The following is a 26,774-nucleotide window of genomic DNA, read 5'->3' as shown; positions in this document are numbered from 1 at the left end:
CTACCTCCGCGTGGTGCCCGGGAAACCGGGATCCCGGCCGATGAAGGCCATCAGCGAGGTCACCTCGTCGGTACCGTCGGGCACCGGGATCGGGGCACCGAACTGGCCGGATTCCTGGAGCATCGGACCCATCGCCACCAGGCCGCCGTGCAACTCCGCCGCGAACCCCGCATCCAGATCGGGCGTGAGCCCGTTCGAGCGCGCCAGGTCGAAGGTGTGCATGAACACATCCGCGGTATAGAAGCGGTCGATCAGCTCCGCGAGCGGCATCTCACCGACCATCTGCATGGTCACCACCCGAGTGGAGTCCGGACCGTCGAGAAGCGCCTGAACCGCCTCGCTGAGCTGCCCGAAAGCCGCGGCGGGAGCGGCCGCATCGGACGGTGCACCCGGTAGATCCACCCCTGCGGCCCGAAGGAACCCGGGAAGCCACTGCACCAGGTGCCCGACCACGTCGCGGGCCTTCCACTCGGGGACCGGAGTCTGCGCATCCCAGTCGGTGATGGTGTTCGCGATGTCGGCGAAACCACCTGCGACGGTGCGGTGACGGAGCGCGGGGGAAAGGCCGGCGAGTTCGGTCATGAAGCCACTGTCGCACGGGTGCGCCGCCGGTGGAGCCCGAAGCGGAGATCGGACGTGGTCTCCTCGTGGATCCGCGCGCACGCCGGCGCAACCTGGTATCTAATGGGCGAATGTCAGTCAGGCGAAAGAACTCAACCAGTGTCCGGGTCGCCGCCCTCATCGCGGCGATGAGTCTCACCGCAGCGGGTTGCGGCACCTCGGGGGAACAGGGTGCCGGTCCGGCGAGTACATCGGCAGCGGGTTCATCGTCGAAGGCCCCGAGCAGCAGTGCGGCACGGCCGGCTCCTGCGGGCGTCGCCGACGACCCGGCGGCCACCGCCAAGGCCCGGGAACTCGCGGACGCGGTGACCCTCGACGGGGCCGTCAAGCACCTGGAGACCTTCCAGGACATCGCCAACCGCAACGGCGGCAACCGTGCGCTCGGCTCGCCCGGGTACGAGCAGAGCGTCGAGTACGCCGAGCAGGTGCTGCGCGAGGCCGGCTTCAATCCGATGCGGCAGGAGTTCTCCACCGCGGTCTGGTCGGCGTCGAAGGTCGAGGTCGCGGCCGCCGGCGCGCCCGTCCAGGCCGCCGCGCTGTCGTTCTCCGGAGCGACCAACGGCACCGTCACCGCCAAGGCCGTCGTGACCGGCAACCTCGGCTGCACCGCCGGTGATCTGGAGAAGGTCACCGAGGGCTCGATCGCGGTGGTCCAGCGTGGTCAGTGCGCGTTCGGCGAGAAGTACCGGGCCGCCGCAGCGAAGGGTGCGAAGGCGCTGGTCATCACCAACAACGCCGACGGTGACTGGAAGGGCGGAACCCTCGGCCTCGAGGACGGTGCCTCGATCGCCGTCGTCGGCGTCGCCCGCAACGCACCCATCACCGATGGTCAGGACCTCACGCTCACCGTCGACGCCAAGACCGAGAAGGCCAAGACCTGGAACGTGATCGCCGAGACCGCCAAGGGCGATGCCGACAAGGTGCAGGTGGTGGGTGCGCACCTGGACGGCGTCACCGAGGGCCCCGGAATCAACGACAACGGGACCGGTTCGGCCGCACTGCTGGAGACCGCGGCCAAGCTCGGCGCGAACGCCGACGTCAAGAACAAGGTCCGGTTCGCGCTGTGGGGCGCCGAGGAGGAGGGACTGGTCGGTTCCGAGCACTACGTCTCCTCGCTCGGCCCGGAGCAGGCGGCGAAGATCTCGCGCTACCTCAACTTCGACATGCTCGGTTCGCCCAACGGTGGCTACTTCACCTTCGACGGTGACGGTTCCTCCAAACTCGCCGGCGGCGCCGGCCCGGCCGGGTCCGGTGTGATCGAGCAGGTCTTCCGCAACTACTTCGCGTGGCGCAACGTGCCGGTGGAGGCGTCGGCCTTCGACGGCCGCTCGGACTACGGCCCGTTCAAGGAGGCCGGCATCGCCTCGGGCGGTATGGACACCGGCGCCGACGGCAAGAAGACGCCCGAGCAGCAGCGACAGTGGGGCGGCACCGCCGGGGAGATCTTCGACCCGAATTACCACAGCCCACTCGACACCATCGACAACATCAACCGCGACATGTACCGGGTGTCGATCGGATCGGTCGCGTGGTCCACGGCGTACTTCGCGGCGCTGTGACGCACCGGTAGGCTCGTCAGCGCCAAAGGTGCAGTGTCGAACGCGGAGGTCACGTGGGCAGGTTCAGCAACAAGATGTGGAAGGTGCTCGGCGCGCAGAGCACACGGAACCAGTCCCGGTCCGTGGCGCTGATCGAGCAGTCCTCCGCGTTCGACGAGTGGGCGCAGTCGCTCAGCGACGCCGAATTCCCGGATGCCGCCCTGGCGCTGGACGTCTACGCCGTCAAGTCGCAGGACCGTGCGAAGTTCATCGCGATCGCCCGCGAGGGCGCCCAGCGGGCTCTGGGCCTGCGCCCGTTCGACGTGCAGCTCCAGGGTGCGGATCGGCTTCTCGAGGGTGACGTGATCGAGATGGCGACCGGCGAGGGCAAGACCCTCGCCGGGGCGATCGCAGCGGCGGGAATGGCTCTGGGCGGCCGCAGCGTGCACGTGATCTCGCCCAACGACTACCTGGCCCGGCGCGATGCCGAGTGGATGAAGCCCTTCTTCGATCTGCTCGACGTCACCGTCGGGTACGTGGCCGAATCGTCGACCCGGGAGGAGCGGCGCGCCGCCTACGCCCGGGACGTGGTGTACGGCTCGGTCAACGAGATCGGTTTCGACGTGCTGCGCGATCAACTCGCCACCCGCGCCGAGGACCTGCTCTCACCCGAGCCCGACGTGGCGATCGTGGACGAGGCCGATTCGGTCCTGGTCGACGAGGCCCTGATCCCGCTGGTGCTGGCCGGTTCGGTCCGCGGTGACGTCCCGCAGGCCGCGATCATGGAGGTCGTGGCGAAGCTGCGGCAGGACAAGCACTTCGAGATCGACGCCGACGGCAAATCGGCCTTCCTCACCGACGACGGTGCCAAGCTGGTCGAGCAGGAACTGGGTGGGATCGACCTGTACTCCGACCTGCACGTGGCCTCGACGTTGCCGCAGGTGAACATCGCGCTGCACGCGTATGCGCTGGTGGAGCGGGACGTGCACTACATCGTGCGCGACGGTCAGGTGAAACTGATCAACTCCTCCCGCGGCCGCGTCGCCGAACTGCAGCGCTGGCCGGACGGGTTGCAGGCAGCGGTCGAGGCCAAGGAGGGCCTGTCGCAGACCGACTCCGGTGAGGTGATCGACACCATCACGGTGCAGGCGCTGCTGCAGCGCTACGCCCTGGTGTGCGGAATGACCGGTACCGCCATCGCCGCCGGTGAGCAGCTGCGTCAGTTCTACGACCTCGGTGTCTCGCAGATCCCGCCGAACACGCCCACCATCCGGATCGATCAGCCGATGCGGGTCTTCGACAACAAGGGCAACAAGGTGGCCGCGATCGTCGAGTACGTGCGGGAGGTGCACGAGACCGGCCAGCCGGTGCTGATCGGCACCCACGACGTTGCCGAGTCGGAGGAACTCGCGCACATGCTCAAGATCTCCGGGGTTATCGCGACCGTCCTCAACGCCAAGAACGACGCCGACGAGGCCCGGATCATCGCGGACGCCGGAACCCGGGGCGCGGTCACCGTCTCGACCCAGATGGCCGGACGCGGCACCGACATCAAGCTCGGCGGGCACGCCGCTGGCGATGACAGCGCCGAGCACGACGAGGTCGCCGAGCTCGGCGGTCTCGCCGTGGTCGGCACCGGTCTGCACGACACCGAACGGCTGGACCAGCAGCTGCGTGGCCGCGCCGGCCGCCAGGGCGACCCGGGCACCTCGGTGATCTTCGCCTCCGTGGAGGACCCGATCGTCGACCGGCACCTGCCGCTCAAGCGCTCGCCCGGCGGCGCCGACCCCGAGACCGGCGAGTTTCCGCGCGGTAAGGCCGCCGACATGCTGGACTCGGCGCAGCGGGTGGCCGAGGGGGGCATGCTGGAGACCCACGCGAACACCTGGCGCTACAACCAATTGGTCAACCAGCAGCGCGATCTGGTGATGGCCCGCAGGCACACCCTGCTCACCACGGACCGGCCGCTGTCCGACTTCGGCGAATTCGAGCCGGAGCGGCTGGCGGAGCTGCGGAAGTCGGGGATCTCCGACGAGGTGCTCGAACAGGCCGCGCGTGAGGCCTTCCTGTTCCACCTGGATCGGGCCTGGGCCGAGCACCTGGCCTTCGTCTCCGAGGTGCAGACCACGATCCACCTGCGTGCCCTGGGCAGGCAGTCGCCGCTCGACGAGTTCCACCGCCTGGTGATCGAGGAGTTCCGCAAGCTCCCCGACGAGGCGGTCCGCCGTGCCCGGGAGACCCTGCGTGAGGCCGAGATCACCGGGACGGGCATCGATCTCGACGGTGCCGCCCTCGGCCGGAACACTCTCACCTGGACCTACATGGTGCACGACAATCCGTTCGCCACGAAGGGCATGGCGAACATGTTCGGGATGATCTGAGCCGGGTGTGAACGACAGCCGGGAAGCCGGAGCGAGCCCGCTGAACGTCCCGAACGCGCTCAGCGTGCTGCGGCTGCTGGGGGTGCCGCTCTTCCTGTGGCTGCTGTTGGTTCAGCACAGCGACGGCTGGGCGCTGGTGGTGCTCATGGTGTCCGGCTTCACCGATTGGCTCGACGGCAAGCTGGCCCGCCTGCTCGATCAGCAGACCCGGATCGGGGAGCTGCTCGATCCCGCCGCCGACCGGCTGTACATGATCGTCGTCCCGATCGCCTTCGGAGTCCGGGAGATCCTGCCGTGGTGGGTGATCGCCGTGGTGATCGGCCGGGAGGTGGTGCTCGCCGGAACCGTGCCGCTGCTGCGCAGTCGCGGGCTGACCGCGCTGCCGACGCTGTACCTGGGTAAGGCGGCCACGATGGCGCTGATGTACGCCCTGCCGATGTTGCTGGCCGGCACGTTCGACAACTGGTTCGGCGCGGCGATGCATCCGCTGGGCTGGGCGTTCCTGATCTGGGGCCTGGGCATGTACTGGTGGACCCTGTGCCTGTACTGGTGGCAGACGGTGCTCGTGGTACGCCGGCTGCCCAGAGTTCGGTAGCGGGTCCGGTAGCGGGTCCGGTAGGGGATCCGATAGCCGGGGGCGTGTTGCTCGAACTCGATGCGGCCCACTAAGTTGTAACCGCTGCGCAGTCCGCGCCGCCCTCGCGAAAGGAATTCACGTTGAGTGCCAGTTTCCCCGGCGAACTCCTGTACACGCCTGATCACGAGTGGCTGTTGAAGAAGAGCGACACCGTGGTGCGCGTCGGTATCACCGATTACGCACAGGATCAGCTCGGCGACGTGGTGTTCGTGCAGCTCCCGGAGGACGACGCCGAGGTCACCTCGGGGGACTCGTTCGCGGAGGTGGAATCCACCAAGAGCGTCTCCGACATCTACGCGCCGCTGTCCGGCAAGGTCGTCGCGATCAACGGCGAGCTGGACTCCAGCCCGGACCTGATCAACTCGGATCCGTACGGCGAGGGCTGGATCGTGGAGATCGAGGCCGCCTCCCCGGAGGATCTCGAGGCCGCGTTGGGCGAACTGCTCGACGCGGACGCCTACAAGGCCCTCACGGCCGAGGCCTGAGCGGACCGCCCGGTCCGCACCGAAGACGCATTTCTTAGAGTGGCTGTAGAGCCACTGAATCCGGACGCCTCCCCGGCGCCGGGCGCGGTACCGTGGTGGTACGTCCATCAGGTGCCGTCGAAAAACCTGTGCAGTAACTGACGAAGGAGCGATGTGAGCGAGAACGACCAGGGCAACGACTCGGCCCCCGTTGAGACCACTTCGGTTTTCCGCGCCGACATCATCCGCGAGATGGACGCCTCCGGCGGCCCGGAGAGCGATTCGCCGGTCACCGGGCTCGAGAACCTCCCGGCCGGTGCGGCTCTGCTCGTGGTCAAGCGCGGCCCGAACGCGGGATCGCGTTTCCTGCTCGACCAGGACACCACCTCGGCCGGCCGGCACCCGGACAGCGACATCTTCCTCGACGATGTGACTGTCTCGCGGCGCCACGCGGAGTTCCGCTCGGTCGACGGCGGTTTCACCGTCGTCGACGTGGGCAGCCTCAACGGCACCTACGTCAACCGCGAGCCGGTCGACGCTTCGCCGCTGACCAACGGCGATGAGGTGCAGATCGGTAAGTTCCGCCTGGTGTTCTTCGTCCCCGCCGCGGGCTGAAGCCCGTGACGGCGCCACGTCAGGAATCCGCCCCGAGCGCGATGTCGATCGGGGCGGTCCTCGAACGTCTCCGTGACGAGTTTCCGGACGTGACCATCTCCAAGATCCGATTTCTCGAGTCGGAGGGTCTGGTCACGCCCGATCGATCCCCGTCGGGTTATCGGCGGTTCTCGGTGAAGGACTGCGAGCGGCTCAAGTACGTGCTCACCGCGCAGCGTGACTACTACCTGCCGCTGAAGATCATCAAGGAGCAGCTGGACGCGCACGATCGCGGTGAGCAGGTCGACGGTCCGGCTCCGCGTGCGCCCCGCGCGCTCGCGGCGGTCTCGTCCAAGACGGCCCCCGCGACCGACTTCTCGGCGCGGCGCCAGACCCGGATCAGTCGGGCCGACCTGCTCGCCCGCTCGGGCGCCGATGAGGCCTTCCTGCGCGAGTTGGAGCGCTCGGCGCTGCTCGGGTCCGGTAAGGCCGGCTTCTTCGACGAGGACGCCGTCTCGTTGGTGCAGGCGGCGAAGGCGTTGGCGGAGTTCGGCCTGGAGGCGCGGCACCTGCGGGCGTTCAAGACGTCCGCAGACCGGGAGGCCGGGCTGATCGCCCAGATCGCCAACCCGGTGGCTCGCGGTGGCGATGCCGGGGCGGCCGAGCGCGCCGCCGAATTGGTGCGTGAGCTGGCCGCGCTGTCGGTCACGTTCCACACGCAGTTGGTGAAGGCGGCGGTCAAGGACGCCGTCCGCTGATCTGTGCATCGCTGTCCGGGCGTGCGCCGGTAAGCTGAACGACATGATCGAGATGACCGTCGCGGGCATCCGCATGGACCCGCCGCAGAACGATCCGGTGCTGCTCCTGCGCGAGGTCTCCGGCCCCCGGTATCTGCCCATCTGGATCGGTCAGGGCGAGGCCACCGCGATCGCGATCAAGTTGCAGGGCGTCGAGCCGCGCCGCCCGCTGACTCACGATCTGATCGTGGACCTGTTGCAGACGATGGGGCGGCAGGTGACCGAGGTGCGCATCACGGGTCTGCAGGAGGGCACGTTCTTCGCCGATCTGGTCCTCGACGGTGACGAGACCGTCTCCGCGCGGCCGTCGGATTCGGTGGCCATGGCGGTGCGGCTGGAGGTTCCGATCTACGCTGAGGATGAGGTTCTCGCCGAGGCCGGACTGATCCTGCCCGATGAGGAGATCGATTCGCAGGCAGACGATTCCGAGTCGGAGGCCCCCGCCGAGGAGGAGGTCGAGGCGTTCAAGGAGTTTCTGGACTCGATCTCCGCGGACGACTTCAAAGGTCCGGGGGAGTCCTGACCGCACAGGTCACGATTGGGTCTCGACCTAAAGTTCAACTTGAGGTTATGGGTGTGTCGCGTTGATTCGGGGCCTCTCGCCCCCTAGCGTTCACGCCGAACACCGCGAATGGCGCCGACGGAATTACACCGGCGGGGTCTTGGCGGGAGGCGTACTCTACTAAGTGCGCACGGGACCTACAAGGGAGACGGCAGTGACCGATCAGGCTGGCACCGGGCAGAACGCTCCGCACGCGGATTCGTCCGTGGGCACCCAGGCGGCGCTCGACGACATCGCTCCGGGCCTGTTCCCGAACGACACCATCCCGGACGAACTGCTCGGCTACCGCGGCCCCAGCGCGTGCCAGATCGCGGGCATCACCTACCGCCAGCTCGACTACTGGGCCCGCACCTCACTGGTGGTGCCGTCCATCCGCAGTGCCGGCGGTTCCGGCACGCAGCGCCTGTACTCCTTCAAGGACGTCCTGGTGCTCAAGATCGTCAAGCGACTGCTGGACACCGGCATCTCCCTGCAGAACATCCGGGTCGCCGTCGACCACCTCCGTTCGCGCGGCGTCGAGGACCTCGCCAAGATCACCCTGTTCTCCGACGGCACCACCGTCTACGAGTGCACCAGCGCCGAGGAGGTCGTCGACCTGCTCCAGCACGGTCAGGGCGTCTTCGGTATCGCCGTCTCCGGCGCCATGCGCGAGCTCACCGGCACGATCGCCGATTTCCCGGGCGAGCGGGCCGACGGTGCTGCCGCCGAGACCGCCCCGGAGGACGAGCTCGCTTCGCGCCGGCGCAATCGCGCCCGCGCCACCGGGTAGACGGCCGTACCGGCTCGTTTCGAGTCGTTGGTTCGCGCCCGTGCCACTGCCGAGGTCACCGTACGAGCGTCCTACTGCGGTGGGATAGAATCGCTGCGCGTCGCGACACCGCGTGGGAGAGCCCGGCGGACCGTACCTCGGCACGGGTCCGCAGGCGCCGAAGGAGCAACACCTCTCCGTCAATCTCTCAGGCACCAGGACCATGCGGGTTGGGCGCCTCTGGAGCCGCCGGCGACTGAGGGAGAGGGCACCCGGCCCGGAGGTCCCCAGTGTCCGAAACGTCTCCCGCGAGCAACTTCCCCGCCCGCCACATCGGCCCCGATGCAACCGAACTTCAGCAGATCCTGCAGGTCATCGGCGTTGACAGCCTCGATGAGTTGGCCAGCGCTGCGGTCCCGTCGGCCATCCTCGACCCGGCCGACGACAACGGTCTGGGTGCGCTTCCGGCCCCCGTCGACGAGCACGAGGCACTGGCGGAACTGCGAGCGCTCGCCGAGCGCAACACCGTCGACCGGTCCATGATCGGTCTGGGCTACTACGACACGCTGACACCGCCGGTCCTGCTGCGCAACATCGTCGAGAACCCCGCCTGGTACACCGCGTACACCCCGTACCAGCCCGAGATCAGCCAGGGCCGACTCGAAGCGCTGCTCAACTTCCAGACCATGGTCTCCGACCTCACCGGCATGGAGATCGCCAACAGTTCCATGCTCGACGAGGCCACTGCCGCCGCCGAGGCGATGACGCTGCTGCGTCGCGCAGGCAAGTCCAAGAGCCCGCGGCTGATCGTCGATCGCGACGTCTTCCCGCAGACCCTGGCGCTGATCGAGACCCGGGCCGAGCCGCTGGGCATCGAGGTGGAGGTCGCGGACCTGACCGCACCGGACGGCGGACTGCCCGAGGGCGAGTTCTTCGGTGTCGTTCTGCAGACCCCCGGCGCGTCCGGGCGGATCGCCGACGTCAAGGCCGTCATCGACGCCGCTCACGAGCGCGGTGCGCTGGTCGCTGTCGGCGCGGACCTGCTGGCCATGACCCTCCTCACGCCGCCCGGTGAGCAGGGCGCAGATGCCTGCTTCGGCACCACCCAGCGCTTCGGCGTGCCGCTCGGCTTCGGCGGCCCGCATGCGGGCTACCTCGCGGTGCACTCCAAGCACGCGCGGCAGATCCCCGGCCGATTGGTGGGCGTCTCCGTGGACGCCGACGGCAATCTCGCCTACCGGCTGGCGCTGCAGACCCGTGAGCAGCACATCCGTCGAGAGAAGGCGACCAGCAACATCTGCACCGCGCAGGTGCTGCTGGCGGTGCTGGCCGCCATGTACGCCAGCTACCACGGTCCGGAGGGTCTGACCGCGATCGCGCGGCGCGTGCACGGCCGCGCGAAGCTCTTCGCCGATGCGCTGGGTGACGCCGTCGTCCACCACACGTACTTCGACACGGTCCTGGTCGCCGTACCCGGCCGCGCCGACGACGTGCTGGCCGCCGCGAAGATCGCGGGGTACAACCTGTGGCGAGTGGACGACGATCACGTCTCGGTCGCCTTCGACGAGACGAGCACCGTCGAGGACGTCGCGAACCTCACTGCCGCGTTCGGCATCACCCGCAGCGGCGGCTCGTACGACGACGGCGCACCGTCGGACATCGAGAACCGGACCTCCGAGTTCCTCACGCACCCGGCCTTCCACGCCTACCGTACCGAGACCGCGATGCTGCGCTACCTGCGCAAGCTGTCCGACAAGGACATCGCACTGGACCGTTCGATGATCCCGCTGGGCTCGTGCACCATGAAGCTCAACGCGACCGCCGAGATGGAGGCCATCACCTGGCCGGAGTTCTCCCGGCTGCACCCGTTCGCACCCGCCGCGGATTCGGACGGCATCCGCGCGCTGATCTCGCAGCTCGAGCAGTGGCTGGTGGCGATCACCGGCTACGACAACGTCTCGCTGCAGCCCAACGCGGGCTCGCAGGGGGAGTACGCGGGGCTGCTCGCGATCCGCAACTATCACCTGTCGCGGGGCGACGAGCACCGCACCGTCTGCCTGATCCCCTCGTCCGCGCACGGGACGAATGCGGCGTCCGCGGTGATGGCCGGCCTGAAGGTGGTCGTCGTGGCCTCTCGTGAGTCCGGCGACGTGGACACCGCGGACCTGAAGGAGAAGATCGCCAAGCACGCTGATGAGCTGGCCGCGATCATGATCACCTACCCGTCCACGCACGGCGTGTACGAGCACGAGGTGCGCGAGATCTGCGCCGCTGTGCACGAGGCGGGCGGGCAGGTGTACGTCGACGGCGCCAACATGAACGCCCTCGTGGGTCTGGCCCGGCCCGGCAAGTTCGGCGGCGACGTCTCGCATCTGAATCTGCACAAGACTTTCTGCATTCCGCACGGCGGCGGCGGACCTGGCGTGGGCCCGGTCGGCGTGCGCAGCCATCTGGCGCCGTTCCTGCCCGGACATCCGCTCGAACCCTCTCTGGGCAGCGGTCCGACGATCTCCGCCGCACCCTTCGGCAGCGCCTCGATCCTCCCGATCACCTGGGCGTACATCCGCATGATGGGCGCCGCGGGCCTGCGGAGGGCGACGCTGACCGCGATCGCCTCGGCCAACTACATCGCAGCACGCCTCGATGACTCGTTCCCGGTGCTCTACACCGGCGAGAACGGCCGAGTTGCGCACGAGTGCATCCTGGATGTGCGCGGTATCTCCAAGGAGACCGGTGTCTCGATCGACGACGTGGCCAAGCGCCTCGCGGACTACGGCTTCCATGCGCCGACCATGAGCTTCCCGGTGGCCGGCACGCTGATGGTCGAGCCCACGGAGAGCGAGTCCCTCGGCGAGATCGACGAGTTCTGCGAGGCGATGATCGCGATCCGCGGCGAGATCGCCCGGGTGGCCTCGGGGGAGTGGCCGGTGGACGACAACCCGCTGCGCGGAGCGCCGCATACCGCCGAATGCCTGGTGGGCGAGTGGTCGCATCCTTACTCGCGGGAGATCGCGGTGTACCCGCAGGGGTTGCCGTCCGGTGGCGCTCGCGCGAAGGTGTGGCCTTCGGTGCGACGGATCGACGGTGTCTACGGTGACCGGAACCTGGTTTGCTCGTGCCCGCCGATCGAGGCCTTCGCGGAATAGCGTCGAACGTCCGACGCTACGATCCGATCGGTTTCGAATACGGCCGATACTCGAACATGCCTGCCAATTTGTTCGAAAGAGTGTATCATTGCAGTATGTCGGTCCCCGTCGCATTGCGTGAGTTACCAGGAGGAATGATCTCTCCGGCGCTTGTCTCTGCGAACGGGCGGGAGCGGGAAATCGCGGAGGCATTGTTCGAACAACGGCGTTCCGAGAATCTCGCCTACTGTCGGACCCTCACCTGCGTGTACGCACTACACCGTGCCATGTACGCCGATGGCGAAGCCGATTACCTCAGTCGCCCCGCTGACTTCGGTGAGATCGTGGCGGCTCGGCGTCGGCTCGCGGCGGCGGAAGTGGCTCTCGGAGCCCAGGTGGCCACATTGCTGCGGGTCGGTCCGGCGGCGGCATTGCACGCCATCGAGGTCGCCGTCGGTTTCGTCGAACGGATTCCGAAGGTGTTCGCTTTGGTCGGCGAGGGTGTCCTCTCGCCGAAGGCCGGGGAAGTGGCGCTCACGCGGTCACGGGTTCTCGACCACGAGCAGGTCCGCGAATTCGACGATCGCCTGCAGGAGAGGCTGACCCGCGACTACGAAGTCCTGTCGATCCCGGCGCTGCGCGAGGAGGCCGATCTGTTGGTTGCAGGGATCGATGCGGAGGCCGCCGAGAGGCGTCGCAAGCTCGCGGAACAGGACCGCCGAGTCACTTTCCGTCCCGAGGACGACGGGATGGCTGCGGCATTCGCGCTCTTACCGGCCCACGATGCTCGTGAGTTGTCCGCCAGGATCGACCACATCGCCGAAACGGCCTGCGCCGACGATCCGCGCACCCTGATGCAACGTCGCGCTGACGGATTCATGCAACTGACCCGCGGCTACGGCACGCTCGGGTGCCAGTGCTCAGCGGCGGACTGCAGGTACCGGGATGCCCGGCACGCGGGGGAGCCGGAAGCGGATGGTGTGGTGGCACGCTTCGTCACCTTGATCAACGTCGTCATCAACGAGCGTGATCTGGTCCCATCGAGCCGCGATCCGCAGCACGATGAGCCGGCGGACGGTGCCTTCGTCGACGCGGCCGTCCGACAGCGCCCGGAATCGGGCTACCTGGTCGGACACGGACCGATCACCGGCCGGCACGCCCGCGAACTCGCCGACCGCGCCGATGCCCGGATCCGCCCCTTCGGAGAACGCGTCGACGGGGCGCAGCAGCCCGCGCCCGCCACGCCACCAGCCGATCGAATCGATGAACCCGCGCACGATCGGATCTGTCCGCCGCCGGTATCGCAATGGTCTGCAATCGATTTCAAGCGAGCATGGTCCACGATCATCCTGAACTTCGACCACCCCCGAGGTCGCGGCGGTGGAGTCGATGCCGGTGCCGACGACGGTGACCCCGCCCCAGACCCAGACCCAGGCCCGAGGCCAGGTGCAGGCTCAGAGGCCGACTCCGGACCAACAACTGGCCCCGGATCGGGTCCGGCCGCGCGACAACCCGGGGATCCACCATCGGGCGAACGGCGTGCGCAGGACCGACCAGCTGACGTTCCCCCCGCTGACTCGCCGCTGCTGAACGGTTCGGGACACACCGAACGCCGGGGTGATTCCAGCGCGCCGACTGCCGAACCCTGCCGACGGGCACTGGTGCGTGCCCGAGGCGCCACCGGCTACCGGCCTTCGGCAGACCTCGATCGCTACGTCCGGCTGGTGTTCCCGCGCTGTGTCTTCCCGTTCTGCACCCGGCCGGCGTCCCGTGCCCAATTGGACCATCGCCGTGAGTACGACCACCGATCACCGGAACTCGGCGGCCGTACCACCGCCGACGAGATCCAGCCGCTGTGCATCGCGCATCACCAGCTCAAGACTGCCGGCGAGTGGATCGACGCCCGGATGCCCGACGGCCGGATTCTCTGGACCGCACCCGATGGCCGCTCCTATCTCGTGGACCCGAGCAGCATCGTCCTTCGCCTGTTCCCGGACCTCGCGCGCGTGAGCTGGACCGTGCCCGAACAGCGGCAGAGTGTCCCGACCCCCGGCGGCCGTACTCGCCTGCAACGCGAACACGCCCGCCGGGACCACCTCCGTCGGCGAAATACCGCCGTGATGCAGGATGCGCTCAACCGACGGAACACGCCCCGCAGCATCGTCGAAGACGATCTCGCGACCAGGCTCGGCAGCCCGATCCCGCTCGACCGCCGATACGACGGCCCGCCGCCGTTCTGACGTGCGGAGCGGTCAGCGAGTCTTGATCGCGTTCGCGATACCGATCACCGCACCGTTCGACGCCGGAGCCAGCGGCTCGACGGGGCCGAACGCCACGGACGGTGTCTTCGCCGGTGCAGGTTGACCCGCAGCCCGGAAACCGGCCTCCGCAAGGGGTTTGGCGTTCTGGCCATCGGTGATGAAAGCGACGAAGTCAGCCGCGGCCCGCTCGTGCGCCTCGGACTTCTCCTTGCCGCCTACGACGGCCGCAGGGTACGTCGCAGCCGCTGTCGGCCCGGACGGGTACACGGCGACGGGCGCCGAATCTCCCCGGCCACGGGTGAAGCCGTACAACTGCTGCTCGGTCACCGGCACCGCCCGCACCCCATCGCCCGGCGCGCTGAGCGCATCCAATGCTGCGATCGCCGTGGTGGACTTCGGTGCCGACGACGCCAACCGCTCCAGAGCGCCGGTCACTACCGGGCTCTTCGCCGCCTCGTCGGTCAGGGCCGCACCCGCGGTCCGTCCGACCGCCGCCGCTACCGACTGCGCCGCCAGGAAGGTCCCGTCCGAATCCGCCTCGGTGGGCAGAGCCACCTTCAGCTCGGCCTGCTTCGCCGGCAGATCCAACCATCGCAGTCCGTCGAAACTCTTGCGGGCCGAGCCGCGCACCGCGAGCACCACCGGTGACGAGGCGATCGAGGTGGGAGAGCCGGAGACCACCGACGGCTTCGCCGCCGCCAACCGCGCCGTCCACACCGTGCTCTCCGGAATCCACAACGACGGTGCATCTCCGAGTTTGCTGTCCCACGTGCCCGAAAGCGCAGCCAGCGCCACCGGCGAATCGACACCACGGATCTCGATCTTCGGACAGTAGTCCGCCGACACCGCCGCCGAGCCGTTGAAGTTCTCCGAAACCCGGCGCAAGGACTCCACCAGGGCAGGCGCCGCCGCGACGTGCACCTGCAGATCGCCCTTGACGCAGGTCGCGGCAGCGTCGCGGCCCTCCTGTGCGGACCGTTCCGACAGCCACACCATTCCCGCGATCACCGCGGCCACCACGACCAGCGCGGCGACCGCGGCGATCAGCCAGCGCGCGATACCGCGGGAACGAGTTTCAGAACGGTGTGATCCCATCGAGAGCAACCTACCCGAAGACACCGCGCGGCGGCGCCGGGGACTCGGTTGCGTTCGCGCTGGTGAACGGCTTCGCACCGGCGACGAACCTGGTCACCTCGGAATCGGTGAGTAAAGACCCCGGAAACGGGTCCCCGGCGAGTCGCCGCGCCAGACCCTCCGGCACCGAACCCGCCACCAGTACCAGATTCCCGAACCGGCGGCCCTTGAGCACCGCAGGCTCCGCCGCGACCGCCACGTCCCCGAACACCGACCGCGCCGTCGCGGCCACCGACCGGGCGAAGCCGAGCGGGGGACCGTCGGCCACGTTCACCGCGACCGTGGCGTCCGCCCCCAGCAGCGGGATCAGCGAGCCGAAGAACTCGGCGGTGGTCAACGCGGCCGGAGTACGCGCCCCGGCGAACACGTCCAGCACCAGAAGGTCGACGGTGCCGTGCATCCCGGCCGGCAGCACCGAGGCGGTCTGCGCCGCATCCGCGCAGCGGATCTTGATCTGTTCGCGCTTGGGCAACGGCGCCGCCGCCCGCACCGCGTCGATCAGGACGCGGTCGATCTCCAGCACCTGTTGTCGAGAACCCGGGCGGGTGGCCGCGATGTACCGGGGCAGGGTGAATCCGCCGCCGCCCAGGTGCACAGCAGTCACCGGATCACCGGCGGGCCGGCACAGGTCGGCCAGATGCCCGATCCGGCGGACGTACTCGAAGACCAGGTTCGTCGGATCGCCGGTGTCGATGTAGCTCTGCGGCGTCCCGTCGACCAGCACCGTGAACGCGCCGGGCCGGTCACGATCGGCTTCGATCACGACCGGCCCGGACGGGTCCACGGACCTGCTGCTCAGCTGTTCGCGGCCTTGAACTCGCGGCGGCGTGCGTGCAGGATCGGCTCGGTGTAGCCGTTCGGCTGCTCACCACCGAGCAGGATCAGGTCCTTCGCCGCCTGGAACGCGATGTTCGAATCGAAATCGGGTGCCAGCGGGCGGTAATCCGGGTCACCGGCGTTCTGCTGATCGACCACCGGCGCCATCCGCTGCAGCGAGGCCACCACCTCGTCCTCGGTCACCACACCGTGGCGCAGCCAGTTCGCCAGCAGCTGGCTGGAGATCCGCAGGGTGGCCCGGTCCTCCATGAGCGCGACATCGTGGATGTCCGGCACCTTCGAGCAACCCACGCCGGCATCGATCCACCGCACCACGTAGCCGAGGATCGACTGGCAGTTGTTGTCGAGCTCCTCCCGCTTCTCCTCCTCGCTGAAATCGGTGCTCGGGGCGAGCGGGATGGTGAGGATGTCGTCGACCGACGCGGGATCACGCTTGGCGATCTCGTTCTGCACCTCGAACACGTCCACCAGGTGGTAGTGCAGCGCGTGCAGCGTTGCCGCGGTCGGCGAGGGCACCCACGCGGTGGTCGCGCCGGCCTTGGGCTGCGCGATCTTCTGTTCCAGCATCGCCGCCATCAGATCGGGCATGGCCCACATGCCCTTACCGATCTGCGCCTTGTGCTGCAGGCCCGCGTGCAGGCCGACGTCGACGTTCGAGTCCTCGTAGGCCTTGATCCAGGTCTGCGACTTCATCTCACCCTTGCGGACCACCGCCCCCGCGAGCATCGAGGTGTGGATCTCGTCGCCGGTCCGGTCCAGGAAACCGGTGTTGATGAACACCACCCGGTCTGCGGCGGCGGCGATCGCGGCCTTGAGGTTGGCGGTGGTGCGCCGCTCCTCGTCCATGATGCCGACCTTCAGCGTCAGTGCGGGCAGGCCCAGCAGCTGCTCCACCCGGGCGAAGATCTCCGCGGCGAAGGCCACCTCCTCAGGGCCGTGCATCTTCGGCTTGACGATGTAGATCGAGCCGGTGCGCGAGTTCTTGATGTCACCGCTGAGACCGTGGATCGCGATCAGCGAGGTGACGATCGCGTCCAGGATGCCCTCGCCGATCTCCGCACCGTCGAGCAGGATCGCATCGGTGGTCATCAGGTGACCGACGTTGCGCACGAACAGCAGCGAACGGCCGTGCAGCACCAGCTCGGAACCGTCGACCGCGGTGTAGGTGCGGTCCGGGTTCAGCGTGCGAGTGAACGACTTGCCGCCCTTGCTGACCTCCTCGGCGAGGTCGCCCTTGTTCAGGCCCAGCCAGTTCCGGTAACCGAGCACCTTGTCGTCGGCGTCGACGGCCGCCACCGAATCCTCGAAGTCCATGATCGTGGACACTGCGGACTCGACCAGCACGTCCTTGACCCCCGCCCGGTCGGTGGAACCGATCGGCGACGACGGATCGATCTGGATCTCCAGGTGCAGGCCGTTGTGCCGCAGCAGCACACCCTGCAGGGAATCGGCCGTGCGGCCACCGGCGTAGCCGACGAACGCCGACGGATCGGCCAGGCCCACGGTGGAGTCCTCGCTGGACCCGGACGCGCCGGCCACGACGGCCAGCAGCGTGGCACCGTCGAGCCGGTACTCGATCACGTCGGCGTGCGAGCCGGACTCCAACGGCACGGCCTTGTCCAGGAAGTCCTTGGCGAAAGCGATCACCTTGTCACCGCGAACCGGGTTGTACCCCGGCTTGCCGTCGACGGTCTTCTCCGCACCGTCGGTCTCGGCGATCGCGTCGGTGCCGTACAGCGCGTCGTAGAGCGAACCCCACCGCGCGTTGGCGGCGTTGAGCGCGAACCGCGCATTGAGGATCGGCACCACCAGCTGCGGTCCGGCGGTGGAGGTGATCTCGGTGTCGACCCCCGAGGTGGTGATCTCGCCGTCCTCCACCTCGGGCACCAGGTAACCGATGTCGGTGAGGAACTGCTTGTACGCGGGGAAGTCGACCGGTCCCGGGTTCGCGGTGTGGAACTGGTCGATCTTCTCCTGCAGCTCATCGCGCTTGACGAGCAGAGCCTTGTTCTTCGGGACGAGGTCGCCGATCAACTCCGCCGCGCCCGCCCAGAAGGCGGCCTGGTCTACGCCCGTACCCGGAAGGGCCTCATTGTTGATGAAGTCGTAGAGGACCGTCGCGACATCGAGTCCGGCGACGGACGTGCGGGCGGTATCGGCCATGGCTGTGTCAACCCTTCGTCGTCAAGCAGTACGTCGATCAGATTACTCTGCCCTCAGCTGGGCCTCAGTACCCCTTCGAGCGGAGGTACTTAGCCAAGGTCTCGATGCTGCCGGGGGTTCGTGGCCCCTCGACCAGAGCGGCGTACGGCAGCACCACGAAATTGCCCTCCCGCACCGCGGTGGTACCGGCCATCAACGGCTGCGAGCGCAGCTGGGCGATCTTCGCATCCGGGGTGTTCTCCGGCCCCACGCCGTAGTCGACGATCAGGATCACCTGCGGATCACGTTGCGCCGCCGCCTCCCAGGACGCCGCGACCCACGAGTCGTTCAGATCCGCGAAGACGTTCGTCGCGCCCGCGTTCTCGATGATCGCCTGCGGGGTACCGGTCCGACCCGAGGTGAACGGATCCGGGGTCGCGCTGTCGAACAGCAGTACCCGCGCCTGACGAGCCGGATCCGACGGTGCCCCACCGCGCACCTTCGCGATCCGGTCCTTGGTGTCGGCGATCAGCTTCTCCGCGCGGTCCGGGACACCGAACAGCGTGCCGATATCGGCGAGGTCCTTGAGCAGTGCGTCGAGCGGGGGCACCGTACCGCGCTTGGTGCTGCCGGGCTGGCGGCACGCCTCGGTGAGCTGGTACGGCACCGCACCGATGGAACGGACCCAGTCCGGTGTCACACCGGTGGTCTCCCGGAAACCGTAGTTCCAGCCGGCGAACACGAAGTCCGGGCGCGCGGCCGCGATCACCTCCCGGGTGAATCCGGTCCCCAGGTTCGGCACGGCGTCGAAGTCGGCCTTCCACGGCGAGGTCTGGTAGTCGACGTGCTTACCGTCGTAGGTGGTGTAGCCGACCATCCGGCCGGCCAGGCCCAGGGAGAACATGATCTCCGCGATCCCGGTGTCGTTGACCACCACACGTTGCGGCGGCCCCGGGACCGTCAACGGATCTCCGCAGTTGGTGACGCTCGCCGGTGCACCCGACGACGACGCAGGAGCGGCGTCCTGCACGGTCGCGCCGCAGCCGGCGGTGAGCGCGGCGGCGAGCAGCAGCGGGGGAAGTCGTTTCATCTGGCGTTCCTTACCGGTCGTCGAAGATCACCTGGGGCACTCCCAGGCGGGGATGGGCGATCACGTGGGCGTCGATGTCGAAGTAGCGGCGGATCACCTCGGGGGTGAGCACGTCGGACGGGGTTCCCGAACAGGCGAGCGTTCCGTCCGAGAGCACGTACAGCCGGTCGCAGTACTGCGCCGCGAGGTTCAGATCGTGCAGCACCGCGATCACGGTGATCCGCAGGTCACGGGCCGCCGCGAGCACCGCGAACTGGTGCCGTACGTCGAGGTGGTTGGTGGGCTCGTCGAGCACCAGGACCTTCGGCTCCTGCGCGAATGCGCGCGCGATGAGCACCCGCTGGGCCTCACCGCCGGACAGTGTCCCGAAGCCGCGTTCGGCGAGGTCGGTGGCGCCCGCAGCGGCGAGGGCGGCATCCACGGCCCGGCGGTGCGCCACCAGCGGAACTCCCTTGCGGCGGTGCGGCAACCGCCCGGTTTCCACGATCTCCCGGGCGGTGAAGCCGATGTCGAAGGGTGCGTGTTGCATCACCGCCGCCACCTGCCGGGCGTTCTCGACCAGGCTGACCGCGGTCACGTCCCGATCGCCGACGGTGACCGTACCCTCAGCCGGGCGCAGCGCCCGGTACACGCAGCGCAGCAGGGTCGACTTCCCGCTGCCGTTCGGCCCGACCACACCGATGAACTCACCGGTCCCGGCGGTCAGGTCGACGCCGGTGACGATTCGGGCACCGTCGATCTCGACCGCGACCCCGCTGTACTCGACGCGCATCAGCCACCTCCGAGCGTGCGGCGGCGCATCAGCACGACGAACAACGGCACACCCACGGCGGCGGTGATCGCACCCAAGGGGAGTTCCTGCGGCGGCACGACGGTGCGCGCGGCGATGTCCGCGAGCACCAGGAACACCGCCCCCAGTGCCGGTGCGACCACCAGCACCCGCCGGTGGTCGGCGCCCACCAGGAGTCGAGCGACGTGCGGCACCACCAGTCCGACGAACCCGATCGCCCCGCACACCGAGACGATCACTCCGGTCATCGCCGCGGTCAGCACGAACAGCAGCGACCGGTACCGCGATGCGGCGATGCCCACCGAGATCGCGACCTCGTCGCCGAGCGCGAGCGCATTGAGGCGGCGGGCACTCTGCCGCAGTACCACCAGTCCGATCGTGACGGTGATCGCCAGCAGCGCCGTGGTCCGCCACGTGGAGGGGGAGAGGCTGCCGAACAGCCAGAACATCACGGCGCGAGCGGCGTCACCGCGCGGTGCCACGAACACCAGCACAGTGGTGATCGCGGAGAATCCGTACGCCAGTGCGGTGCCGGTGAGCACCAGCCGCATCGGTGCCAGTCCGCCGCCCCGGTAGGCGATCAGGTACACCAGCGCCGTCGCGCCGAGGGCGCCGAGGAAGGCGGCGGTCGGGAGGGCGTACAGGCCCAGGGTTCCGAAGACGCCGAACAGGGCGACCGTGGTCGCGCCCACCGAGGCGCCGGAGGAGATGCCGAGCACGTACGGATCGGCGAGGGCGTTGCGGACCATGGCCTGCACGGTGACACCGATCGCGCTCAGACCTGCGCCCACGATCGCGGCACTGAGCACGCGCGGGATGCGGGAATCGGCGACGATCCGGTAGGCGGTGGCGTCCTCGGGTGCGATCACACCGCCGCTGAGGAACGCCCAGACGAACCGCGTGGTATCGCCCCAGGCGATGTCGACTGTGCCCATCAGGACACCCAGCCACATGGCGCCGGTCAGCGAGATCAGCAGGAACAGAAGTAGAACGGCCACACGGCGCGACGAGACGACTCGCACTCCGCGACTCCCCTCGGGTCGGTGAGCACCGCCCGAAGCCGGACGGTCACGAGGGCAGGTATCGGGCTCCGTGCCTTCGGCACGTCACCGTTGCGGGGCAGCCCCGGATTCACACCGGGTTCCCTCTTGCGCCGTGCACTCGCGCACACGGACCATCGCTGCGAGGAAGTCTAGGACAGGGGTTGCGCGGCGCTCGCCCCGGGCCAGGAACGGACGATTCGGGCGAGCCGGTCGCGGATCGGTGCCGCACGCCGTGCCAGCTCGGATTGACGGGCCACGTACTCGCGCCGGCCCTCCGGCGTCTCGATCGGCACCGCCTCGAAGCCGTACTCGGCCAAGTCGTAGGGGCTGGCCCGCATGTCGAGTTCGCGGGCATCGCGCGCCAGCTCGAAAGCATCGGCCACCAGCTCCGACGGTACTGCCGGAGCCAGTTTGAAGGCCCACTTGTACAGGTCCATACCGGCGTGCAGGCAACCCGGCTGCTCCGAGTCGACCTGCCCCTCGCGGGTCAGGCGCACGAGGTTGCGCGGCGCGGCGTCCGGGGTGAAGAACCGGAAGGCGTCGAAGTGCGTACAGCGCAGCGACCCGGCGCGCACCACCTCGTCGGTAGCGGCCGCATCGAGCCGAAGCGGTGCCGAATGCCTCGCCTGCGCCGGCCGGCGGTACACCATCGCCCACTCGTGCAGCCCGAAGCAGCCGAAGACCGGCGCCCGCGAGGCGGTCGCGGTGAGTAGCCGGTACACGTAGGCGGCGGTGCCGGCGCGCTTGTCCAGCACCTGCGGATCCAGGTGGACCCGGGTGCCGTCCACCAGGTATCCGCGGACTCCGGTGAAGGCCGCCGCGGCCAGGGGGCCGTCGAGCACAGCCCCGTCGAGCGGGGGTTCACCGAGCCCGGGGTGCCAGCGCAGCAGGTGTGCCGGCCGCAGGCCGTAATAGGTGAACAGGAAGTCCCACACCGGATGCACCTCGCCGCGCGCCGACCTGCGCAGGTGCTCCGCGACGAACGGTTCCAGCCGCTCGCGGTGCGACTGCGCGCGGGCGGTCCACTGCGGATCGGAGAGGGTCACACCCGGTGCGTCCCATCGCGCACCGTGCCCACGAACTCCTCCACCACGTCCTCGAGGGCGACGATGCCGATGGTCCGGCCGTGGTCGTCGGCCACGGAGGCCAGGTGACCGCCCATGCGCCGCAGGTGCGCGGTGGCCTGATCCAGGGAGAGGGCCCCGTCGACCACCGGCAGCGGGCGGATCCGGCCGGCGCCGATCACCGTGTCCGGCCCGACCGAGGCGTCCATGATGTCCGGGAGCACGTCCTTGACGTGCAGGTAGCCGGTGAAGGCGCCGTCGCGCCCACGCACCGGGTACCGCGAGTACCCGGTCTCGGCGACCGCGGCCTCGATGTCGCCGAGGGTCGGCCCCCACATGCCGGTGGGACTCTGTGCGGCCTGCAGGCCGCGGATCTTCGCGAGCGGGATCGCGACGTCGGCGACCGCACGCGCGGAGGTCTGCAGCGCCCTGGTCAGGCGCACCCGCTCCTCGGCGTCGATCAGCCCCTCGTCGTGCGACTCGGCGATCAACACGCTCAGCTCGCCCGCGGAGACGGTGCCCTCCAATTCGTCCTTCGGCTCCACCCCGCCGGCTCGCAGCACCAGCATCGCCATCCAGTTGTAGACCGCGATCAGGGGACGCATCAGGCGCACGAAGGCCACGTGCGGAGGCACCAGCAGCATCGCCGCGGCCTCCGGACCGGCGAGTGCGATGTTCTTCGGAACCATCTCGCCGAGCAGGATGTGCAGCACCACCACCAGCCCCAGGGAGACGGTGAAGGAGATCGGGTGCAGCAGCGCCGACGGCATGTTCGCCCAGACCATTGGCTTCTCCAACAGGTGCGCGATGGCCGGTTCGCCGACCTTGCCGAGCAGGATCGAGCAGATCGTGATCCCCAGCTGGCAGCCGGCCAGCATCAGCGACAGGTTCTCCGAGGCCTTGATCACCGCCTTCGCGCTGGAGCGCCCCTGCTCGACCAGGGCTTCGAGGCGGTCCCGCCGGGCCGCGATGAGCGCGAACTCCGCCGCGACGAAGAAGGCGTTCGCCGCGAGCAGCAGAACGGTGAGCCCGACACCGAGCAGATCATTCATCGGTGACCTCCACCAGGTCGACCCGGCGGCCGTCCATCCGCGCCACCCGTGCCGACCACGACGGTGCGGGGGAGGTCTCGTCGTCGTGGGCCGATGGGTGGTTCGGCAGTGCCGTGCGATCGCCGACCTCGGGGATCCTGCCCAGGAGGAACATCACCAGGCCGCCGAGCGTGTCGTAGTCGCCCTCGGGGGCGCGGTAGCCGGTGTCGCGTTCGAGTTCGTCGACGCGCAGCAGGCCGGAGCAGAGGTAGCCGGTCTCGGTGCGCTGTACGTCCACCGGCTCATTGGCGTCGTGCTCGTCGCGTACGTCGCCGACGATCTCCTCGATCAGATCCTCGACGGTGACGATGCCCGCGGTGCCGCCGTACTCGTCGACCACGAGCGCCATCTGCAGCCCGTTCGCCCGCAGTTGTTCCATCAGCGCGTCACCGTCGAGCGTCGCCGGGACCACCGGCGGCGCAGTGGCGATCGCGGCCACCGGGACCGTTGCTCGACGCTCGGCGGGAACGGTCAGAGCCCGCTTGACGTGCACCAGCCCGACGGTGTCGTCGAGGTCGCCGCGCACCACCGGGAAACGTGAGTGCCCCGATTCGATCGCCAGTGCCACCAGATCGGCGACGGTGGCGTCGGCGTCGAGTGAGTCGATCCGCTGCCGCGGGGTCATCAGTTCCTCCGCGGTCAGCTCACCGAACTCCAGCGACCGGCCCACCAGCTCCGCGGTCACCTCGTCGATCGCGCCGTGCGCCGCCGAGTTCCGGACCAGCGCACTGAGCTCCTGCGCCGAGCGGGCCGAGCTTAATTCCTCCGCGGGTTCGATCCCCAGGCGGCGGACCAGGGTGTTCGCCGATCGATTCAGGAACGAGATGGCGAATCGGAAGGTCGTGGAGAACAGTGACTGCGCGCCCGCGGTCATCCGCGCGGTGGCCAGCGGGCGGGCGATCGCCAGGTTCTTCGGCGCCAGTTCACCGAGCACCATCGACAGGGAGGTCGCGATCACCAGCGCGAGGATCAGGGTCAGTGCACTGGACCAGAGTTCCGGCATTCCGGTCCATTCCAGCGGCGGGCGGAGGAACTTCGACAGCACCGGTTCGGCGAGATAGCCGGTGACCAGGGTGGTGATGGTGATACCCAGCTGCGCGCCGGACAACTGGAACGACAGGGTCCGGTGCGCGCTCTGCACCTGCTTCGAGCGCCGGTCGCCGCGGTCCCGCACCTCGGCGTCCACGGTCGACTTCTCCAGCGCCGTCAGCGAGAACTCGGCCGCCACGAACAGGGCGGTACCGAGGGTCAGCGCGACGAAGCCGACGATCGCGCCGACGGTGATCACGGCGCTAACCATCGGACCTCGCAGTGCACGCGGGGGCTCGTCGGCGGCGTTTGCCCGGTCTTCGGACCGTCATGTTCCTTCCCAGGATCGCGAGGAAATACCTGTGCATCCTACCGGCGGACCGGCGGTGTGCTCACCAACCGCCGGGCAGCGGACGGCCCTCGGCGAATCCGGCCGCGCTCTGCACCCCGACGGTGGCCCGGTCGTGGAACTGCGGCACCGAGCGGGCGCCGGCGTAGGTGAACGAGCTGCGCACGCCCGAGGTGATCCGGTCCAGCAGGTCCTCCACGCTGGGGGCGTCGGGGTCGACCCGGATCCGCGAGCTGGAGATGCCCTCCTCGAACAGCGACTTGCGGGCGCGGTCGAAGGCGCCCTCGCCGGCGGTACGGGCGGCCACGGCACGCTTGGAAGCCATCCCGAAGCTCTCCTTGTAGGCCGAGCCGTCACTGGCGTATTTCATGTCCCCGGGTGACTCGTAGGTGCCGGCGAACCACGATCCGACCATCACGTTCGAGGCCCCGGCGGCCAGTGCCAGCGCCACATCCCGCGGATGCCGGACACCACCGTCGGCCCACACGTGCGCGCCGAGCTCGCGGGCCGCGGAGGCACAGTCCAGGACGGCGCTGAACTGCGGCCGGCCCACACCCGTCATCATCCGGGTGGTGCACATCGCACCGGGTCCGACACCGACCTTGACGATGGTCGCGCCGGCGTTGACCAGGTCACGGGCTCCGGCCGCGGCGACCACGTTGCCCGCCGCGATCGGCAGGCCCAGGTCGAGGGCGGCGACCGCTTCGAGCGCGTCGAACATCTTCGCCTGATGACCGTGCGCGGTGTCCACGACCAGGACGTCGGCCCCGGCGTCGGCGAGGGCGCGGGCCTTGGCGGCCACGTCACCGTTGATACCCACGGCCGCTGCGATCCGCAGCTTGCCGGCGGCGTCGACGGCCGGGGTGTAGATCCCGGCGCGGACGGTGCCGGTGCGGGTCAGGACCCCGTGCAGCCGGCCGTCGCCGTCCACCAGTACCGCGAGATCGCTGTGATCCCGCTCGAGCAGATCGAAGACGGCTTCGGGGGCGGTGCCGCGCTCGGCGCTGACGAACGATCCGTTCATCACCTCGCGCAGCCGCGCGAAGCGGTCCACGCCTTCGCAGGCGGCGGCGGTGACCAGGCCGAGCGGACGCTGCTCGGTGTCGATGACGACGACGGCGCCGTGCGCACGTTTGGGGAGCAGCGCGACCGCATCGCTCACCGAGTCCTCCGGGCTGAGGGTGACCGGTGTATCGGCGACCAGATCGCGGCTCTTGACGTACGCGATGGTCTCGGCCGCGGCGGGGAGCGGGAGGTCCTGCGGCAGCACCACCATGCCGCCGCGCCGGGCCACCGTCTCCGCCATCCGGCGTCCGGCGACCGCGGTCATATTGGCCACGATCAGCGGAATGGTGGTCCCGGTGCCGTCGGCCGAGGACAGGTCCACATCGAACCGCGAGGTCACGTCCGACCGGTTCGGGACGAGGAAGACGTCGTCGTAGGTCAGGTCGTACTGCGGGCGGCTATCGGGAAGGAACTGCACGTGTGGCCATGCTACGTCAGTGCGTGACCTCGGGGTCCGTCAGTGCGTGAAAAGGCGGTACAGCTCTGTGAGCCACGGGACCGCGACCGCCACCGTCGGAACCACCAGGATGAGTCCGGCCGCGAGGTACACACCGGCCCGGAACATCGCGCTCGCCGGTTGCAGCGACAGGCGCTCCACGCGCAGCAGGATGCCTGCGCCACCCACCGCGAGGGCACCGTGCGGCGCGCTGCTCCGCGAGCAGGTGACCAGCGCGTTGGCCAGGGGAACCGGTCCGGTCGCGGCCACGGCCTCGTCGTCGGCGAGCAACTCCACCAGTAGTTTCACCGAGTCCAGCGCGGCCGACGAGCGCGCCAGGCGGGGGAAGGCGTGATGAACGGCGGTGAAGGCCTCCAGGACCAGATCGTGCCGCGAACGCAGGTGCGCCCGCTCGTGCGCGAGCACGGCCAGCAGTTCGGTGCGGGTGAGCTGTTCGATCGTGGCCACACTGAGCACCACACGGTGTCGCAGGCCGGGGAGGCAGTAGGCGAGGGGCTCGTCGACCTCGAGGATGCGCAGGTCGTCGGCGCTGACCGGATGTGAACCGTCGACCGCCTGGGACAGCAGATCGACCATGTGGCGATGCCGGGCGCGACGCCGCCGGGTGCGCACGGCCAGCCGAACGGTCGAGGTGATCAGCCGGGCACCGATCACCAGGGTCAGCGCGAAGGCGATGACGGAGATCGTCCACGGCACCACGCCGAGGCGTTCGAGTTCTTCGAGCGGATGCGTGGTGGGCCGGCCGTCCGGACCGGGGACCAGGAGCCGGCTGGCGATCGCCAGGCCCGCGCTGAAGGCGGCGAGGACCGCGGCCAGCGCGATCGCCTGCCACAACACCAGCGCAGCGCGGGGTGCGCGGAGCGGCCAGGACGCCCTGGAGAGCCAGGTGGGTACCGGCCCCGCCAACAGCAGGGCCAGTAGTCCGAAGGCGACTGCGGCCATGGGTCGAGCCTAC

General features: G+C 69.1%; 22 protein-coding genes, 1 pseudogene and 2 riboswitches. Of the genes and pseudogenes, 10 read left to right on the top strand and 13 right to left on the bottom strand.

Features of this window, described 5'->3' with window-relative positions; genetic code table 11:
* Entirely contained in the window at positions 1 to 582 is a 582-nt protein-coding gene (locus tag ACYVHG_RS14395) for a maleylpyruvate isomerase N-terminal domain-containing protein (protein WP_461168158.1), read from the bottom strand.
* A gap of 110 nt (positions 583 to 692) precedes the next feature.
* Here ACYVHG_RS14395 and ACYVHG_RS14390 point away from each other — a divergent pair, with 110 nt between their 5' ends.
* From ACYVHG_RS14390 to ACYVHG_RS14345, 10 genes and pseudogenes are all read left to right on the top strand, one after another.
* Positions 693 to 2,180: a M28 family peptidase gene (locus ACYVHG_RS14390; protein ID WP_461168157.1), complete on the top strand. Its 1,488-nt coding sequence runs from the start codon at positions 693 to 695 to the stop codon at positions 2,178 to 2,180.
* A gap of 53 nt (positions 2,181 to 2,233) precedes the next feature.
* Complete coding sequence (secA2, locus tag ACYVHG_RS14385) at positions 2,234 to 4,540, top strand: accessory Sec system translocase SecA2 (protein WP_461168156.1); 2,307 nt, start codon at positions 2,234 to 2,236, stop codon at positions 4,538 to 4,540.
* Positions 4,541 to 4,547: 7 nt separating this feature from the next.
* Positions 4,548 to 5,135 (top strand): CDP-alcohol phosphatidyltransferase family protein, encoded by a 588-nt coding sequence (locus ACYVHG_RS14380; protein WP_461168155.1) that lies wholly within the window; start codon positions 4,548 to 4,550, stop codon positions 5,133 to 5,135.
* A 122-nt stretch (positions 5,136 to 5,257) separates the two neighbouring features.
* Positions 5,258 to 5,662, top strand: a complete 405-nt coding sequence (gcvH, locus tag ACYVHG_RS14375; RefSeq protein ID WP_461168154.1) for a glycine cleavage system protein GcvH — start codon at positions 5,258 to 5,260, stop codon at positions 5,660 to 5,662.
* 153 nt (positions 5,663 to 5,815) lie between these two features.
* Positions 5,816 to 6,256, top strand: a complete 441-nt coding sequence (gene odhI, locus ACYVHG_RS14370; protein ID WP_461168153.1) for an oxoglutarate dehydrogenase inhibitor Odhl — start codon at positions 5,816 to 5,818, stop codon at positions 6,254 to 6,256.
* Positions 6,257 to 6,261: 5 nt separating this feature from the next.
* Entirely contained in the window at positions 6,262 to 6,993 is a 732-nt protein-coding gene (gene ftsR / locus ACYVHG_RS14365; RefSeq protein WP_461168152.1) for a transcriptional regulator FtsR, read from the top strand.
* Between the two features lie 43 nt (positions 6,994 to 7,036).
* On the top strand, positions 7,037 to 7,555 hold the full coding sequence (locus tag ACYVHG_RS14360) for a bifunctional nuclease family protein (protein ID WP_461168151.1): 519 nt from the start codon (positions 7,037 to 7,039) through the stop codon (positions 7,553 to 7,555).
* Between the two features lie 244 nt (positions 7,556 to 7,799).
* The gene (locus tag ACYVHG_RS14355; protein ID WP_461168191.1) at positions 7,800 to 8,363 is read left to right on the top strand and encodes a MerR family transcriptional regulator; all 564 of its coding nucleotides are present in this window, start codon (positions 7,800 to 7,802) and stop codon (positions 8,361 to 8,363) included.
* Positions 8,364 to 8,466: 103 nt separating this feature from the next.
* Positions 8,467 to 8,576: riboswitch (glycine riboswitch) on the top strand.
* A 56-nt stretch (positions 8,577 to 8,632) separates the two neighbouring features.
* Positions 8,633 to 11,488 carry an aminomethyl-transferring glycine dehydrogenase gene (gene gcvP / locus ACYVHG_RS14350; RefSeq protein ID WP_461168150.1) on the top strand — a complete coding sequence of 952 codons (2,856 nt, stop codon included), beginning with the start codon at positions 8,633 to 8,635 and terminating at the stop codon, positions 11,486 to 11,488.
* A gap of 56 nt (positions 11,489 to 11,544) precedes the next feature.
* A pseudogene (locus ACYVHG_RS14345) lies at positions 11,545 to 12,402 on the top strand (DUF222 domain-containing protein); the annotation flags it as partial.
* A gap of 1,016 nt (positions 12,403 to 13,418) precedes the next feature.
* On the opposite strand, the gene ACYVHG_RS14340 reads toward ACYVHG_RS14345, so the two are convergent.
* The 12 genes from ACYVHG_RS14340 to ACYVHG_RS14285 all read right to left on the bottom strand — a co-directional run bounded on the left by ACYVHG_RS14340 (position 13,419) and on the right by ACYVHG_RS14285 (position 26,761).
* Positions 13,419 to 13,628 (bottom strand): hypothetical protein, encoded by a 210-nt coding sequence (locus ACYVHG_RS14340; protein WP_461168190.1) that lies wholly within the window; start codon positions 13,626 to 13,628, stop codon positions 13,419 to 13,421.
* 91 nt (positions 13,629 to 13,719) lie between these two features.
* Positions 13,720 to 14,823: a substrate-binding domain-containing protein gene (locus ACYVHG_RS14335; protein WP_461168149.1), complete on the bottom strand. Its 1,104-nt coding sequence runs from the start codon at positions 14,821 to 14,823 to the stop codon at positions 13,720 to 13,722.
* A gap of 10 nt (positions 14,824 to 14,833) precedes the next feature.
* Positions 14,834 to 15,646 carry a spermidine synthase gene (locus ACYVHG_RS14330; RefSeq protein WP_461168148.1) on the bottom strand — a complete coding sequence of 271 codons (813 nt, stop codon included), beginning with the start codon at positions 15,644 to 15,646 and terminating at the stop codon, positions 14,834 to 14,836.
* Positions 15,647 to 15,657: 11 nt separating this feature from the next.
* Positions 15,658 to 17,862 (bottom strand): malate synthase G, encoded by a 2,205-nt coding sequence (locus ACYVHG_RS14325; protein ID WP_461168147.1) that lies wholly within the window; start codon positions 17,860 to 17,862, stop codon positions 15,658 to 15,660.
* Positions 17,863 to 17,926: 64 nt separating this feature from the next.
* Complete coding sequence (locus tag ACYVHG_RS14320; protein ID WP_461168146.1) at positions 17,927 to 18,931, bottom strand: ABC transporter substrate-binding protein; 1,005 nt, start codon at positions 18,929 to 18,931, stop codon at positions 17,927 to 17,929.
* A 10-nt stretch (positions 18,932 to 18,941) separates the two neighbouring features.
* Positions 18,942 to 19,703, bottom strand: coding sequence for an ABC transporter ATP-binding protein (locus tag ACYVHG_RS14315; RefSeq protein ID WP_461168145.1), 762 nt, complete (start codon positions 19,701 to 19,703; stop codon positions 18,942 to 18,944).
* Positions 19,703 to 20,743 carry a FecCD family ABC transporter permease gene (locus ACYVHG_RS14310; RefSeq protein WP_461168144.1) on the bottom strand — a complete coding sequence of 347 codons (1,041 nt, stop codon included), beginning with the start codon at positions 20,741 to 20,743 and terminating at the stop codon, positions 19,703 to 19,705. The genes ACYVHG_RS14315 and ACYVHG_RS14310 overlap by 1 nt, the downstream gene beginning before the upstream one ends.
* Before the next feature lie 36 nt (positions 20,744 to 20,779).
* A riboswitch (cobalamin riboswitch) is annotated at positions 20,780 to 20,915 on the bottom strand.
* Positions 20,914 to 21,810, bottom strand: a complete 897-nt coding sequence (locus ACYVHG_RS14305; protein ID WP_461168143.1) for a 3-methyladenine DNA glycosylase — start codon at positions 21,808 to 21,810, stop codon at positions 20,914 to 20,916. (Overlaps the previous riboswitch by 2 nt.)
* Positions 21,807 to 22,880: a hemolysin family protein gene (locus tag ACYVHG_RS14300; protein ID WP_461168142.1), complete on the bottom strand. Its 1,074-nt coding sequence runs from the start codon at positions 22,878 to 22,880 to the stop codon at positions 21,807 to 21,809. Before ACYVHG_RS14300 ends, ACYVHG_RS14305 begins: the two co-directional genes overlap by 4 nt.
* Positions 22,873 to 24,219, bottom strand: coding sequence for a hemolysin family protein (locus ACYVHG_RS14295; protein ID WP_461168141.1), 1,347 nt, complete (start codon positions 24,217 to 24,219; stop codon positions 22,873 to 22,875). The genes ACYVHG_RS14300 and ACYVHG_RS14295 overlap by 8 nt, the downstream gene beginning before the upstream one ends.
* A 121-nt stretch (positions 24,220 to 24,340) precedes the next feature.
* Entirely contained in the window at positions 24,341 to 25,780 is a 1,440-nt protein-coding gene (gene guaB1 / locus ACYVHG_RS14290; protein WP_461168140.1) for a GMP reductase, read from the bottom strand.
* Positions 25,781 to 25,819: 39 nt separating this feature from the next.
* Positions 25,820 to 26,761 carry a M56 family metallopeptidase gene (locus ACYVHG_RS14285; protein ID WP_461168139.1) on the bottom strand — a complete coding sequence of 314 codons (942 nt, stop codon included), beginning with the start codon at positions 26,759 to 26,761 and terminating at the stop codon, positions 25,820 to 25,822.
* Positions 26,762 to 26,774: the final 13 nt, after the last annotated feature.

This window comes from Tsukamurella serpentis (genome assembly GCF_054780975.1).
Note: the sequence above shows the minus strand (reverse complement) of the source record. Positions and strands in the feature narration are given on the sequence as shown.